A 15,024-nucleotide genomic window follows, 5' to 3' on the forward strand; every position below is an offset into this window, starting at 1 on the left:
AGAAGGTAACGGGCGTTCTGTCGTCAACCGCCGCTTGCGGAATCGCCTCCATTCAGGTCGCGGCGACACTCACTCGGTGCGGCTCCTCTCCCCTCGAACTGCCCGCCGGTCGAACACCGATCCACTGCACCGCCAGACCCCGAGAGCGTGTCGCGCGGCCGGACCCTCTAGGGTGGCGGTCCGAACACCGAGGAACATGAGGACGAAACAGCCATGGCCACCGATTACGACGCCCCCAGAACCACCGAATCCGACGAGTCGACGGACACGTCCCTCGAACAGCTCACCGCCAGCCGCAAAGACACCCAGTCCCCCGCCGTCGACGTCGAGGACAGCGACACCGCCGAATCCTTCGAACTGCCCGGCGCCGACCTGTCCGGCGAAGAACTCACCGTCCGCGTCCTCCCCAAGCAGGACGACGAATTCACCTGCACCAGTTGCTTCCTCGTCCACCACCGCAGCCGCCTCGCCGACCCCGGGCAGCTGACCTGCCGCGACTGCGCCTGAACACCACCGGATCAGCCGAGCACTCGGATGTCGCCACACACCGGCAACCGTGCTCTGTCTGCGGGGCCACCTCCTGACCGGGGGCCCGGGCGCCCGCCGTGTCATCGCCCCGCGCACACTCGATCCGCCGACACGGCGGCCCGACCGGGCTCTCCACGAGCTGTCGGGGCCGGGGGGAACGCGGTGGGCCGGGCAGGGCTCGCACCCGCGGTTACCGAGCAGGAGTCCACGGCTCTCACCGACTGCGCTACCGCCCCCATCACCGAGCTCCCGGCCAACATGGGCCTGGCGATGCATATGGCCGCCCCGCTCGCCCGCCCCTCGCACCGAGGACGTCTTTATGCGCGGCCGAAGAGCTGCCGCACACCACCGTCCTCGGCGACCGCATACAGCGCCATCCCCAACAGATCCAGAATCCGCGCAGGTGCCCGCACCGCAGCCTCCACCGACCCCGGCTCGTCCCGAACGACCAACGCAAACGACACCGACCGATCCGCCTCGCTCGGCATCCGCCGAACGAGCTGCCCGATCGCGGTATCGACGTCCAACCCCGGCGCCTCGGCCGCAGCCTTGACCTCGACGTAGAGCCGGTGCCCGTCCTTCTCGGCAACGATGTCGACGACATCGCCCTCGGTACGCACCGTCCACCCCTGAGACGACAACCACCCCGCGAAAGCCTCGGCCACGCGAGCCTCATCACCACTCATACGAAACACGGTAGGCCGGAAACGTCGGATCCGAACGACACCACAGCGCACAACACGTCCGGTGCGGCTACGCCACGACGGCGGCATACCCGGCAGGTCGTGCGGTGAGATCGACGTAGCCCCTTCAGGACCTCATCCGCGTGTTCATGTAATCGACTGGCTGCTCACGCAATTCGTGGCACGATGGTTGGCGCCGTCCAGGGCCGGCCACGAAGGGGCTGTCGCCGATCATTCTCCTCGGTGCCGGCCTGGCATCCGCACGTCCGAATCCGAATCCGAATCCGTGTGTGGGTTCGGATCCTGGTTCGGTTCCGGGCGGAGCGGTGAAATCCCGGATCGATGGTGAGGTCTTCGGTGTCGGCAAAGACCAGTCGCCCGTCGTCGAGCGCGACCGCCCACCGATGCACCGGCGCCCACTCGTGTCCACCGCCACCCGGGTCGGTCACCGCCGCGTAATCCTCGACCACCTCACCGGTGAGATCGGCCCCGGCGCTTCTGCGGACCAGCACCCGGACCCCGACCGTCAACTCCGGGCCATCGACCGGCCGGTGGCCGCTGTTTCGGGCCATGTTGATGCACCTCTTCGCTCGGCGACACTCCCGGGATCGAGCATAAGCACCGCCCGGCCCGGTACGCGAGGCGACCTGCCCGAACACCACCCCGTGATCGAAGAACGCCGCCGAAGCAATCGGTGGTCATGGTCCTCGTCGGTGGCCACCCGGACGCGGCCCCATCGGTGCAACAAGCTCGACGAACCCGCGCAGCGCCGGAACCGCCAAGCCCTGCGCACCCGAACCAGTCGAGGAATACAGTCGCGAGGCCGTCCGGCTGAAACACCCCGAGTGGGCCATTCCGCCGCCGCGGAGCGGCGCGTAGACACCCCGCCTGTCGATTCCGTCGCACAATCGAAGAAAGGGGAAGCGGCATTCTCGCGGGAGGTGACCATGCGTCGAGGGGAGTCGGCACCGGCACCGGTGGCCGCGCCGATCCGGTGGTGGCGGCTGCGCCCGTGGAGTCGCAACCACCTGATGCGTCCCAGCGATCGCCTCGAAGCCACCCTCATGCTCCTCACCGGGGCCGTGGTTCTGCTGCTGATTCCCGTCGCCGCCGCATTCGGCACCGCCACACGTGTCAGGCTCGAACACCAAGCCCAGGCACTGGCCGCCGCCGTGCACCACGTTCCTGCGGTCTTGCTCGAGGACACCTATCTCGCTCCCGAGTCGCCCGACTATGCGATTCGTCCCGTCGGCACCCAGCACACCGCCCGCGCCCGCTGGACCACACCTCACGGGGATCGCGTCGCCGCCGTGCCCACCGACACCCCGGCGAAGGCCGGTCAGACCGTCACCATCAGCGTCGACGCCGCCGGCAACCTCACCGGCCCCATCCCGAGCGGTCCGGAGAACACCGTGGTCGCGGTGACCGCCGCCTGCGGTCTCTGGGCACTCACCGCCGGCGCCCTCCTGCTATGTGCAGCACTCGCGCACCGGCTGTTCCACCGAAACCGGCTGCGGCGCTGGGCGCAGGAGTGGACACAGTTCGACCCACCACCGAGATAGCCGCGAGCGACGTCGCTACTCCATCTCCTGTCGGGCAGCCCGCCCGCGTTCCCCGGCAGTCAAGGCCGTGACACGGGACTGCCTCACCGACGGCTCATGGTGGTGCCGGCGATGGTCGAGCGTCGTTGTGTTCAAGGCACAGGGGACGACTTGTCATCTCCATCTCGCATGCTGCGCGCGGATCAGTTCGGGACCCGCGGCGATCGTGCGAGACTGCTCAGCTCGTCGAGAACCTGATCGACGGCGGTGGTCGGGAGACGGACATCATTGCCCTCCGCCGCCCGGAGACGGTCACGAACGAAGGCGAGCATGGCGAGTTCACGCGCGAGGTCGGCTGCAGTCCGGTCGCGCACGACTCCCATCCCGCCCCGAGCGAGCGACCATCAGAATCACGCCACCCCGGCGACGTCGAGACGGCCGCGTGCCGGGCGGCCTGCGAGACCAGGCACTGACCGAAGGTGTCATATCCTCCCCGCTGGTGAACGGAGCATTCTTCTCAGGGGCGTCGTCGGCGGCCGGATCGCGGAGCGCCCACACCCCAAGCACCCTGGGCGCCGGCGACCAGACACACCCGCACCCTATTCGGGACTCGCCCCCGGGAGTTCCTCTCCTCGGCGAATCGTGGCCCGCCGATCAGCGCCGGTGCCGTGCCCTCGGCAGCGGTGATGATGCCGAGCTCGAAACCATAATGGTGTTGGTGCAGAACATGATCGAACGCGACTCGACGAGGAGGTGCCGTTCGCGTAGCTCACCGCAGACAACGCCAATGGTCAGGTGACATCCCTGAAATCTGGCTCGAGGACAAGAAGTGTCGTACGTGCCGGCCACCCACCCGGGCGGCGGAGTGCTCACCCCGGACGGGCGCAGGCGGCCGGGGCGAACAAGATGATCGCCGCGGTGACGCCGAGGCAATGCTGCCGCACCTTTGCAGCAACAGTATTCCATTGTGTGGGAACCATTTTCCGTCGTCTGCGCGCCTGGGCGTGGCCACGGGCCGCCTGCAAGGCGGGTCGAGTTCGGGCACCTCGTCGACCGCGACCACGAGGCGCTCCGCCGCGACGAGGGCACGGGCCGCTACGCCGGGTGGGACGTGAGGCTGCGGCAATCGGCGTCGCGACATCTTGTGGCCAGCAGCAACACGCCGCGATACACCTCCCGCTGAGGGCACTCCCTTGTTCCCCGAACTCTTGTTCCGCGAACTCGACGACACACATAATTCGGCTCTCAAATTTTCGAGTTGCCGAATCGAGAATAGGTCAGCGGTCCGACCGGTAAATGATCTTGAACGGTCGACCCAGCCGCGCGGAAAATGATATTCACAGCATTTCCAGCGAAGGCCGACGCGGCGCAGACACACGACCGGAAGATCCACTACAGCGACAAGGGGCCCACAAATACCGCGCGGACCCCTTCCTACCGCGCGCGGAGCCAGTTCAGTTGCCGGCCAGCGCTACTAGCCGCTGAGTGACCCAGCAGAACCCGAGAAGAAGTCGAGGACACCGAGGAGGGTGGAGACGTTCGAGAAAAAGTCGGCCAAGAAAGCGAGGTCCATCTTTGTAACTCCAGTTCGATTGTTCAGAGAATCGTGACACACAGCACACGATGCGAATATTTATACCGGCCCGATAACAATTCCGCAACGACAAATTTGTGGCCACCCAGCAACGAGTTCGCGTCGACACGCTGAGCGCGCACTAGTCCCCACGATCGGGCGGACCGGTGACGGGAACGTCGGTGCGGGCCGCCCGGATCCGCATCATGTCAGGGTGCCGGGTGGCCGGCATGATCCCCGGCAACAGGAACCCCCACATCTCGTCCACCCGCTGCTCGAGATCGGTGCGATGGGTCAGGACCTGGGACACGGTCTGAACTCCGGTGAACGCGCCGATGACGAACCGAGCGAACGTCGGCGGGTCGATACTGTCGACGAGATCGCCCTCGGCGACCGCCCGGGCCGCCAACCCCTGACAGGCTGCGATCCAATCCAGATAGGGGCCCGCGGGGCCACGGTCGTCGGCACTGAGCTCGAGGGTGATGCGGATCCCGGCCCGCACGATCGGATCGTGCACGATCTGCCGGGCCATCTCGTGGCACAGCATCACGATCTGCTCGATCGCCGACGCCTCCTGCGCGGCGATGGCCTGCACCGCGGAGATGGAGATCCGGTGCTGCTCGGCGATGATGTGCCGGGCCAGATCTTCCTTGGAGCGGAAGTGAAAGTACAACGCCCCCTTCGTCATGCCCGCCGCCTCGAGAATCTCGACGAGACTGGCGCCCTCGAACCCGGACTTGTCGAACATTTCCGCTGCCCCGCGGACGATCTGCGCCCGGGTGACCGCCGCCCGTTGCTGTTGCACCATGTACCGCACCTTCCGTACCCGTGCCCGTGCCCGTTCGCGGCTGCAGCCCGGCGACTTTCCATCACAGATCGCACTCCTGCAGCCTGCGCGACGCTACCACCGGCACCGGTACACCTCACTCCCGGAGAAGAACCCGGACCAACCTGCGCGTGCACTGAAACTCGCTCACGCAAAAACAGACCACTGCGGCGCTTTTCGGTGAGCCTCGCCCGCTCAGCTCGGGGGTGACGCGTCTCCGCTTGTCCCTACCGGTGGTCGCGGTAGTACTGCTCGGCAATCCCGTCGGCGTCCAGGGCCAGCGAGGTCAACTCCCCCACCGACCCAATCCCCGGGCAGGCCACACGCTCGCATTCACATGCGTCACCGGATCGGCGAGCGTGCACTGACGGCTGCTGTCCGAAGTGCGGCCCACCGAGAAAGGCGTGTGGCGTGGATCACACTTGGACTATCGGGGCAGGCGGCGGATCTACCATTTCCTGACACCGGAACTCGAAGGTACAGGCGTACAAGCCAACACTGCGCCAGCCAACCCCCACCGGGTGGCAGCGATCGGTGCACTGTGGTGCTGAAATCTGTACATCCGGTCAAAACCTCACACCTAGGAAGACGTCCGAGGGGACATCAGCGACGCCACTCACCCAGGTACACCGACGCGGAACCACCACCGCTCGAACCGAACGCGTCCCCGACCGGACGCGCACCGCGTGGCGAGCGCGGTCGAGGCTCACGCGACGGGTACCTGCTGTACGCCCTGGCGAGGTCCGGCCGGAGCCGACGACGTTCCGACCGGGCCGCTTCGGCTCACCTGATCGCCCACCGCTTCCGATCGGCCTCCGGCATGTATGCCATTGGAGGCTAAATGGTTTCATCTTCCGCCGCCCCCATCAGCGGGCGTGATGCCGATGGTTCAGCCCGCCCCACCGACAGGTGCACACCGCCGAATTGCTCATTCTCGACACCTGCCGTCATCGTCACCCGACACAGATCAGTGCACCCACAACCACTACTGCGACCAGTGCGGCGCCGCCGCAGATCAGCCACGCTCGGGTTGCCAGCTGCCGCCACTGATCACACCGTTCGTCCACATCCGCGACGGCGACGGCGACCGGGCTCACCGGATCCGGATGGGATGCTGGGGACTTTGAGAGTTGGCGGACCTTCGCGTCCGCTCGTGCCGCCACACCACACGAGACGGGCAATACCAGAAGCGCCACCACCAGCAGACCAACCATCAGGGCTACACCCGTCCCGAACATTATCGTCCCTTCCACACCCATCAGGGCCCGTCACGGGTATCGCGCGCTGATTTGCCGGCCACGCTGGGCCACGGGCACAACCACGCCCCTGTCAGATCTATCGCCGAACTGCCACCGAGTGTTTCAGTCACCGCAGCGGTGCAGGACCGACAGGCGCCGCGGGCCTACACGCCGGGCATCGGGAAGTTCCACACCGCTACCACAACCACGCCCATGATCAGCCCGGCATACAGGACTGTGCCAACCACACCGACCCGCAACGTATTCAGCAGACTTGCGCCCAGGTTCTCGGTAATCCGTGCCATGACAACTCTTCTCTCACATACTTATATTCTCGGCTGCCACGTCGACGGCGGCGTACCCGCTACCTTGGGCGAATGTCGGCACCGGCACATCGGCCGAACTACCTACAGGCATACCCGAAATTGAGTCAGGAGGTGTGGATCTGGAGGTAGCGTAAGCCGATTCGAGACCACACTTACCGGTCGGTTATTGAGTGGTGCGGAAATAATGCAATGGCGTGGCTCACACTCCCTGGACTTCCGGTCTCGGGCTCACGAAGATCATTGATGCGCTGCTCGTTACTACGTGCAGGTTGTCCGTGTAGCGCCCCTGCCAGCTGATATTCATCGTTGGCGGGGGCTGCGCTTGACTGCGCCACAACACATCAACCGGCACCGCCCTGTGGGGACCTCCGATACGGAGACCCTCGGCTGACGTTTCACACTCAAAGCGAGTCGCCCTCGTCCCCAACCCTTTTGGCTACATCCGGGACGACCGTCGGCGACGCCACCCCCTCGACCGTCCGAACACGGCATAGACCACCGGCGTGCCCGAACCCGGCATGTCACATCCACTCGTCCACAAATCCCATTGGCCACCAGTCATAGTCGAATTTTTCGGACCGTCACGTCGCAGGGCCGACACCGACAAGCGGCCTCCACGGCTGACATCTCCCCACGACGCCGCTGCGTGTGCGCAGTCGCATGGAAACGGCGAGGAACGTGCGCGCCTACCGCTGCCATACCGTGTTCCCGGTGGGAATCGACCGAATGCCACTGGAGTTGCCGGCCGGCGCGGCCCGTGACGACGCGGAGAAGAAGGCGGTCACGCAGTTGCGAGCCCAGGCGTGCGCACCTGGTCGGCTCTGTCCTGCAGACGATGCTGACCACCGATTCGTCCGGGATCAGTCGGCACACCTTCACTTACTGGGTCGACGACGACGGCCGTCACTGACCACCCCAGCGCTCACGCACGCAACGATCTACCCCGGCCACCAGACAACGCCCAGCACAACCCGCCTCGACGGCACATTCGGCGGGGCCATATCGCCGCCCTCCACCTCACAACGCGCTGCGCCCCCACAGTCCAGGGCTGTCGCGACACCGGGGTGCCGCTATCGGCCGGCACGGGCTGTTTCAGGGTCCGAGCGCGGCGTTGTACGGGGTTAACCGACCCGGGCGGACGACGTGAGAAGCCGGGGTCGACGTCGAGCCCGGCTGAGATTCGCGGCGCAGTCGACCCGGATGCGTCGGACGAGAGGAACTGCAGATCGTGCATGACATCAACGAAGACCCCAACCACGACCGCGGCCCCGATATCGGATTCGACGACAACCCGATCCGGTGGCCGGATCCGAGCCCCATGGATCTGTGGTGGCACCGGGTGATGTCCGAAACCCTGCGCCGGTCCCGAGAACCACTGACCCCGCCGCCGGTTCCGCCCGAAGCCGAGCACCCCCTAATCGCGATCTCCGGCCACACGCAAGTTGACTCTGATCAGAGTGTCAGCGCGGTCACCGAAGGCAGCACCCGGAGGAGCGGCGGTCGGATGCACGCCGGCAGCCCAGGGCGCGTGAGGCCATCTCGGTGGTGTGTCGAACTGTTTCCACCGGAGCGCGGATGTGACTCATCTGACCTTTGACTTCAAGTACTTGAAGTTCCTAACGTCGATGACGTGAGTGCACGAACCACCCCACGCGACTACACCATCAAGGACGCGGCCGCCCTGACCGGACTCCCGGCCAGCACGCTGCGCTACTACGAATCGGTCGGGGTGATCCCGCCGATCAGCCGCGGGGAAAGCAGCAAACACCGGGTCTTCGACGAGGACGACCTCGGCCAGCTGCTGGGGATCGCGTGCCTGGCCGCCACCGGGATGTCGGTCAGCGACATGAAGGAGTACGTCGCCAACGGCCACCACGGGGCCGCGGCCGCCGCCGCGCAGATCGAGCTGCTCACCCAGCGCCGGCAGCAACTCGCGCTCGAGGCCCAGCACATCGCCCTCCGGCAACGCTACGTCGACCTCAAGATCGACTACTGGCACGCAATCGACGCCGGCGACGAGCCCCGCGCCGAGCTCCTCGCGGCCGAGGCGCGCGCCATGGCCGACCAACTCCGCACCACGAAGCGCTAACCCCTACCCCACCACCACCCCGGCGCGCGCCTCCACTCACTGATGCGCCGCCGGGCACTCAGCCCTGCCCCGCTCACCACCACCGTGCCCACCACAGACGTAAGGAACATCTGCCATGCGCGTGAACGCGTACGCCGCCCCCGCCGCCGGCCAACCACTGGCCCCCACCACCATCGAACGCCGCGACGTCGGCCCGAACGACGTCCTCATCGACATCCAGTACGCCGGCATCTGCCACTCCGACATCCACACCGTCAACGGCGACTGGGGCCCACAACCCTTCCCCGTCGTCCCCGGCCACGAAATCGTCGGCACCGTCACCGAGACCGGCGCCGACGTCACCCGCCACCAGATCGGGGACCGCGTCGGCGTCGGCTGCCTGGTCAACTCCTGCGGACACTGCACCCACTGCCGAAACGGCGACGAACAGTACTGCGAAAACGGCATGATCCCCACCTACGCCGGCCTCGACCGTGACGGCACCACCACCCAGGGCGGCTACTCCACCCACGTCGTCGTCGACGCCGACTACGTCCTGTCCATCCCACAAGTCCTGGACCCCGCCGCCGCGGCCCCGCTGCTGTGCGCCGGCATCACCACCTACGCCCCGTTGCGCCGCTGGAATGCCGGCCCCGGCAAAAAGGTCGCCATCGTCGGCCTCGGCGGACTCGGACACATGGCCGTCAAGATCGCCCACGCCCTCGGCGCCGACGTCACCGTCCTCTCCCAAACCCTCAAGAAGCAGGAAGACGGCCTGCGCCTCGGCGCCGACGCCTACCACGCCACCTCCGACCCCACCACCTTCGAGCAACTCGCCGGCCGATTCGACCTCATCGTCAACACCGTCAGCGCCGGCATCGACCTCAACGCCTACCTCGGCCTCCTTACCGTGGACGGCACCCTCGTCAACGTCGGCGCCCCCGCCGAACCACTCAACGTGAACGTGATGTCCCTGATCAGCGGCCGCCGCAATTTCGCCGGATCGATGATCGGCGGCATCACCCTCACCCAGGAAATGCTCGACTTCTGCGCCGCCCACAACATCGGATCCGACATCGAGATCATCCCCGCCGACCGCATCAACCAAGCGTACGAACGGGTCCTCGCCTCCGACGTCCGCTACCGCTTCGTCATCGACACCACCACACTCAACTAACCCCACGTGAACGCCCGCCGCACACGCGGTTCCGGCGGGCGTTCACCCACCACCACACCGCAAAACTTTCCCAGGGAACCAGTTCCGATTAAACCGCGATTCGTTCGCGACTGTCAGCTCGGGCACCATAAGACGTGAAAACCCACCACGAGTCCGATCACCCTGTGCAAGAACGTTTTTGTGAACCGGGACGGCAGGCGGCCACGACCTCTTCCCTGTCTCTACTCGATCACCCTGGCCGCGATCTGGGTACGCGAGGCGAACCGCGGCTTGGACAGGGATGTGCTTCACATGCCCCCGGGCGGTGCGTTGGGAAATGACGAGTTTGACCGCGATCTCCCTGTTGATCAGACCCCGGCACCAAGCTCGACAACCCGCGGCATCCGAGCCTCCGACCCCGAACCGACCGAGGCGCCGGCCTTCCCTTCTCCTCGAACGCCTACCCGGTGGGCGTCCTCGAACCGCATCCCGAAACCTCGGTGGAACTCGGCCTCGAATATGCCGTCCGACGCGAGGTCCGGGAGGACATCGAGGACCTCGCGTCGGTGAGCAAGTGATATCGGCGCGGAACATTGTCGGCGAAGGAGCGATCCGGACGCACAGGTTCCGCCATCTGACCAGTTCGTCGTCACCGCCACCCTTCAACCCGCGCCCACCGTTCAGATCCCCTGCGTGGACGCCTCCACCGATGCTGGGTGTGCGTGCTCTCCCGGATCCCCCGGTTTGCGCACGAACGCGCATGCACCGATCAGAACGAACGAGAGAATCCCCGCGACAACGAAGACCATCCGCACCCCCTCGGCGATGGCGTCCGGTGAATCGTGAGGGTGACCGGATCGCGAAGCAACGACCGTCATCACGGTGACAAACAGCGCCGTACCGGCAGCGCCCGCCACCTGCTGGAACGTGCCCACCACCGCGGAGCCGTGCGCATACAGGTGCGCGGTCACCGATCCCAACCCCGATGTCATCAACGGGGTGAAGGTCGCCGCCAGGCCAAGGCACAGCGCCATGTTCGACACCAGCAGCAACCACAACGAGGTGGACGTGCTCACCGTCGTCAGCATCCACACTCCGATGCTGACGAGGATCGAGCCCGGGATGACCAGCACAAAAGGACCGCGCCGGTCGTAGACGCGGCCCACGATCGGACCCGCCAAACCCATCAGAAGGCCGCCCGGCAGGGTGATCAGACCCGTTTCGAACGGATCGAGATGAAGCACCGACTGCGCGAAATAGGGAACGATGATGAAGGTGCCCATCATCGTTGCCATGCCCACCAGCATCGCGACGACCGAGATGCTGAACTGGCGGTACCCGAACACACGCAGGTCCAGCAGGGCACGGTCCTGACGTTGCAGCCGGAACTGTCGGGCCAGGAACCCGACCATCGCCGCAGCACCGATGAGGAACGGCACCCACACCGGGAACGCCTGGGATCCCTGGGCCGACTCGCCGATGCTCACCAGGCCGTACACCAGACCACCGAATCCGAGTACCGCCAGGGGAATCGACAGAATGTCGACCCTCGCCGTCGTCGTCTCGGACACCGAAACCACGAACCGGGCGCCGAGGACCAAGGTGACCAACGCGATCGGCGCAACGAATCCGAAGATCCAACGCCACCCGAAGTGGTCCAGGATGAAACCGGACAGGGTGGGGCCGAGAGCAGGCGCCACCGCGATCACAATGGAGATGTTGCCCATCATCGCGCCGCGACGGGCGGGTGGCACCAGCGTCATGATCGTCGTCATCAGCAGCGGCAGCATCAGCGCTGTTCCGGATGCCTGCACGATGCGGGCGAACAGCAGCACACCGAAGCCCGGTGCGGCGAATGCGATCAGCGTTCCCGCCGTGAACAGTGACATGGCCAGCACGAACAGGGTGCGTGTGGGGATGCGCTGGATGAGATAGCCGGTGAGCGGGATGACCACCGCCATCGTGAGCATGAAGGCAGTCGTCAGCCACTGCCCCACACTGGGCTGGACACCCAGTTCGACCTGCAGGACCGGGATGGCGATGCTCATCACCGTCTCGTTGAGGATCACCACGAAGCTGGCCACCAACAGGACACCGATCACCTGGAGGTGTCGGCGTTCGATTCGGTCGTCGGCTCGTGCCTCGTCGGTCACGAGGCCGGTGGGTTCGGTCACGGTGGACCTTTCCGATGGTGGGGACGGGGGTCACCCCAGCGAACAACGAAAACACCAGGCGGGGCGGCCATCGAATTTACCTACCCGACGGGTGAACCCGCCAATCGTTTTTCGCGCTCTCCGGGGCTCCACGAGCTCGGTTTCATTCGACGTCCTCCACGCCCGGCGATTTCTTGCTCTGCTATCTCCCAGGCGCTGCGCACACAACTCCGCACCGCCGACGCCGCGGCCAGGGCCAGCGCCGGGGCCGGGGCCGCGACACCAGGCGCGACCGCCCCCTGCACGCCCGACACCGGCATAGGGCACCAGACCCTAAGCGCCCACAGATTCCACTTGCGATCAGATCCAGTCGATGTGGACCGAATCGATGTGGTCGAAGTGGAACCCGAACTGGTCGCTGTACCTGTCGAAGCCCTTGTTCTCCGGGTAGTCGAGGGTGGCGTGCCGCTCCAGCAACGCCACGACGCGGGCGTGATCATCGTTGGCCAGTGCGGCCGCGAGTTCACGGGACTCGTCGCTGCTGAACGGGGTGTCCGAGTTCGCGAAATCCAAGGTGCGGACCCGGTAGTCATAGCCCTCGTCCGCGCCGTTACGCACCATCACACCACCCCGGACCCGGATCACCGCCCGTTTCGGGGTGCCGTCCGGTCGCAGCACCCCCGCCCGTTTCATGATGTCCTGCGCCTTCACGGATTTCAGTTTCTTGCTCGCGTCGGCCCGCAGCTCGTTCGTCTCCCCCGACCGGTACCGGGAGACCGCGGAACGGGACCGGCCGATCTTCGCGGCCACCACATCGATACCGCCGAGGCGTTCGATCGCCGCACGCCGTTGCGCCCGCTCGAGGACATCCGCGTGCGGGATCCGGCCCTGCTGCGCCCACCGGCGCAACGTCCGCGCCGACGGCGGGGTGCGGCCGGCATCGATCGCCGCCTGCCGCAACCCCTCGTTCCCCAACTCCTTGCGTAATTGTGTGACCGACACCTTACTGGTCAAACCGGCCAAACCCCCGGACTTGACCTGCTTCGATTTTTCGACACCGCTGGTCGCGGCGTCGGCGACCGAGACCTTGAGGCCGTCCAGACCGACCGCCTGCTGCGGCAGCTTCGTGGTGCGCGGCCTGGGAAGATGCTGTGCCATCAGAGCACCCCCTCCCCGTCGTCGGTGTTCTCTTCATCGGCTTCGAAGTCGTCGTCGGCGAAGTCGTCCTCGGCGAACGCCGCAGTGATCGTCAGTTTCACCTCGTGCACATCCTCCGCCGACGCCAACGCCAACTGGAGTGGTTCGGTGAGGGGGGTGTCCTTCTCGACCGACATCTTCCCCAACGCCGCACTCTCATCCGCAAGGTCCTCCCCGTCGGCGAGCAAATACACCCAGGAGTCGGTGACCGTGCGGATCGGCCACCGGCCGTGTTCGCGGGCGATCCGCATCGCCACCCGCCGGCCGCGCCACCGGCAGTGCGCGATGATCGCCGCCCGCCACACCGGCTGGTGATGATGCTGCATCCGGGTCGCGGTCCACATGTCCGGGTTCACCATCCGCCCGATGTACCCCTTATAGCAGGACCCGACAAACAATTTCGTCGCCGCATCCCCGGTATCCACCGACACCTTCCGGGCCTCACGCAGGATCTTCGCCCACTTGTCCAACACCCGGCCCTGCTCCGGAAACACCCACGCCTCCGCGATGTCGAGGTCGTCGAGGTCGGCGCCGATCCCCCCATCCGCCACCGGCTCCCGCAGGCCGTCGAGGCTGACCGTGGTGACCCAGGTCTGCACCGGCTGATCGGTGAGCATGTGCGGGTGCGGCAGGGGGAGTTTCTCGGGCAGCGACAGGGACTGCCCGGGTGGGAGGGTGATCCGCCACAGCCCGAACGGGGCACCCTTGTCCCCCACCGCCGCCGCGGCCGCCGCCCCGCCGGTCAGGTGGGTGGGTTTCCCGTACCCGAATTCCAGCATCCCGGCCGAGGCCAGGTAGGCGGCGCGTTGGTCGATGGACACCAACCGGCTCGTGCCGTCCAGGTCCTGTGCGTCGGGCATTCGGGTCCACCCGGCCGCGGGTTCGAGGTCCCCGCGCGGGGCCCCGTCCAGCGGCGGCACCGGCCCCGCGGTCGCCACCACCAGTCCCTTGCCCGTCCGGGTGCGTTCCCGCTTGCTCTTGTCGACGATCGCGGCACCGGTCCGCGCCGGTGTCGGCCCGGGAAGTACACCGAGGTGTTTCGCACACCAGGCCAACCGGCGACCCAACTCCCGCGCGGCCGGCAGGTCCTCGTCGGGGAGGTACGTTCCGGCCGTCGGTGAGCCGAGGATCCCCATCTCGCCGAGACGGTTGTTCCAGCCGAAGTCCTTATTCCAATAGGTCCACATGTACGGCTCGAGCACCACATCGACCATCGAGGTGAACTTGCCGATCGTCCGGGACAGGTGCACCACGTGCCCCGGATCTCCGCGCAACTCCCAGCCCGCGTTCAGCATCGGCGTCAGGGTGGCCTGCAGGACCGCGGTCAGGTCGGCGGCGGCGCGGGTGCGCAGCGCCTCCGTGTCCTTGAAGTCGTCCTCGTCGCCCGGGTCGATCACCCACCCCAACGCTTCGCACGCGCCCTGGTTGACGATCCACACCTGCGGCGGCGTACCCAACGGCTTCAGGGCAGCCCAGCGAACCAACTTGTCCAGCTTCTCCACCGAATCGACCGGACCGGTCAACTCCCGCCCCGACGGGGTGTACGTCCCGTCGGCGGTCACGATCACCGCGTGCTCATCCGCCTCCACACCCACCGGTAGCGACTCCCACACCGGCCGAGTCGGTGTCATCGCCGGCTTAGTGGTTCCGTCCATAAGTTCGTTGGGGGTCATGCGGCACGGGCTTGAGCGGTTGTTTTGTCGGGCCGATCATGGTCGCGTTCGTGGCGGTCGAG

The 15,024-nt window shown here is 66.5% G+C and carries 12 protein-coding genes and 1 pseudogene; 4 read left to right on the top strand and 9 right to left on the bottom strand.

The genetic code is table 11. From position 1 onward, the window contains the following. The first annotated feature begins 213 nt into the window (after nucleotides 1–213). Complete coding sequence (locus ACFTZB_RS12950; protein ID WP_378432036.1) at nucleotides 214–507, top strand: DUF4193 domain-containing protein; 294 nt, start codon at nucleotides 214–216, stop codon at nucleotides 505–507. Nucleotides 508–845: 338 nt separating this feature from the next. Here ACFTZB_RS12950 and ACFTZB_RS12955 read toward each other — a convergent pair whose 3' ends face one another. Both ACFTZB_RS12955 and ACFTZB_RS12960 read right to left on the bottom strand, forming a co-directional pair. After that, nucleotides 846–1,214, bottom strand: coding sequence for a hypothetical protein (locus ACFTZB_RS12955; protein WP_378432037.1), 369 nt, complete (start codon nucleotides 1,212–1,214; stop codon nucleotides 846–848). Between the two features lie 228 nt (nucleotides 1,215–1,442). Next, a pseudogene (locus ACFTZB_RS12960) lies at nucleotides 1,443–1,783 on the bottom strand (hypothetical protein). A gap of 375 nt (nucleotides 1,784–2,158) precedes the next feature. On the opposite strand from ACFTZB_RS12960, the gene ACFTZB_RS12965 reads away from it, so the two are divergent. Continuing rightward, nucleotides 2,159–2,773, top strand: coding sequence for a hypothetical protein (locus tag ACFTZB_RS12965; protein ID WP_378432055.1), 615 nt, complete (start codon nucleotides 2,159–2,161; stop codon nucleotides 2,771–2,773). A 182-nt stretch (nucleotides 2,774–2,955) separates the two neighbouring features. Here the strand turns inward: ACFTZB_RS12965 and ACFTZB_RS12970 are convergent, their stop codons facing one another. From ACFTZB_RS12970 to ACFTZB_RS12985, 4 genes are all read right to left on the bottom strand, one after another. Beyond that, nucleotides 2,956–3,126: a hypothetical protein gene (locus ACFTZB_RS12970; RefSeq protein ID WP_378432038.1), complete on the bottom strand. Its 171-nt coding sequence runs from the start codon at nucleotides 3,124–3,126 to the stop codon at nucleotides 2,956–2,958. 1,341 nt (nucleotides 3,127–4,467) lie between these two features. Continuing rightward, the gene (locus tag ACFTZB_RS12975; protein ID WP_378432039.1) at nucleotides 4,468–5,133 is read right to left on the bottom strand and encodes a ScbR family autoregulator-binding transcription factor; all 666 of its coding nucleotides are present in this window, start codon (nucleotides 5,131–5,133) and stop codon (nucleotides 4,468–4,470) included. A 971-nt stretch (nucleotides 5,134–6,104) separates the two neighbouring features. After that, nucleotides 6,105–6,389 carry a hypothetical protein gene (locus tag ACFTZB_RS12980; protein WP_378432040.1) on the bottom strand — a complete coding sequence of 95 codons (285 nt, stop codon included), beginning with the start codon at nucleotides 6,387–6,389 and terminating at the stop codon, nucleotides 6,105–6,107. A 164-nt stretch (nucleotides 6,390–6,553) separates the two neighbouring features. Further along, nucleotides 6,554–6,694 carry a hypothetical protein gene (locus tag ACFTZB_RS12985; protein WP_378432041.1) on the bottom strand — a complete coding sequence of 47 codons (141 nt, stop codon included), beginning with the start codon at nucleotides 6,692–6,694 and terminating at the stop codon, nucleotides 6,554–6,556. 1,651 nt (nucleotides 6,695–8,345) lie between these two features. Between ACFTZB_RS12985 and ACFTZB_RS12990 the strand changes: the two genes are divergently transcribed. Together ACFTZB_RS12990 and ACFTZB_RS12995 are read left to right on the top strand one after the other, a co-directional pair. After that, complete coding sequence (locus ACFTZB_RS12990; RefSeq protein ID WP_378432042.1) at nucleotides 8,346–8,804, top strand: MerR family transcriptional regulator; 459 nt, start codon at nucleotides 8,346–8,348, stop codon at nucleotides 8,802–8,804. 115 nt (nucleotides 8,805–8,919) lie between these two features. Continuing rightward, a complete protein-coding gene (locus ACFTZB_RS12995; RefSeq protein WP_378432044.1) occupies nucleotides 8,920–9,960 on the top strand; it encodes an NAD(P)-dependent alcohol dehydrogenase in 1,041 nt (346 codons plus the stop codon). Nucleotides 9,961–10,619: 659 nt separating this feature from the next. Here the strand turns inward: ACFTZB_RS12995 and ACFTZB_RS13000 are convergent. From ACFTZB_RS13000 to ACFTZB_RS13010, 3 genes are all read right to left on the bottom strand, one after another. Next, nucleotides 10,620–12,113, bottom strand: coding sequence for an MDR family MFS transporter (locus ACFTZB_RS13000; protein WP_378432045.1), 1,494 nt, complete (start codon nucleotides 12,111–12,113; stop codon nucleotides 10,620–10,622). A gap of 339 nt (nucleotides 12,114–12,452) precedes the next feature. Then, on the bottom strand, nucleotides 12,453–13,250 hold the full coding sequence (locus tag ACFTZB_RS13005; protein WP_378432046.1) for a hypothetical protein: 798 nt from the start codon (nucleotides 13,248–13,250) through the stop codon (nucleotides 12,453–12,455). Continuing rightward, nucleotides 13,250–14,920: a hypothetical protein gene (locus tag ACFTZB_RS13010; RefSeq protein WP_378432048.1), complete on the bottom strand. Its 1,671-nt coding sequence runs from the start codon at nucleotides 14,918–14,920 to the stop codon at nucleotides 13,250–13,252. Before ACFTZB_RS13010 ends, ACFTZB_RS13005 begins: the two co-directional genes overlap by 1 nt. Nucleotides 14,921–15,024 lie beyond the last annotated feature (104 nt).

The sequence above is a fragment of the Rhodococcus sp. NPDC057014 genome, assembly GCF_042673295.1.
Taxonomy (GTDB): domain Bacteria; phylum Actinomycetota; class Actinomycetes; order Mycobacteriales; family Mycobacteriaceae; genus Rhodococcus_F.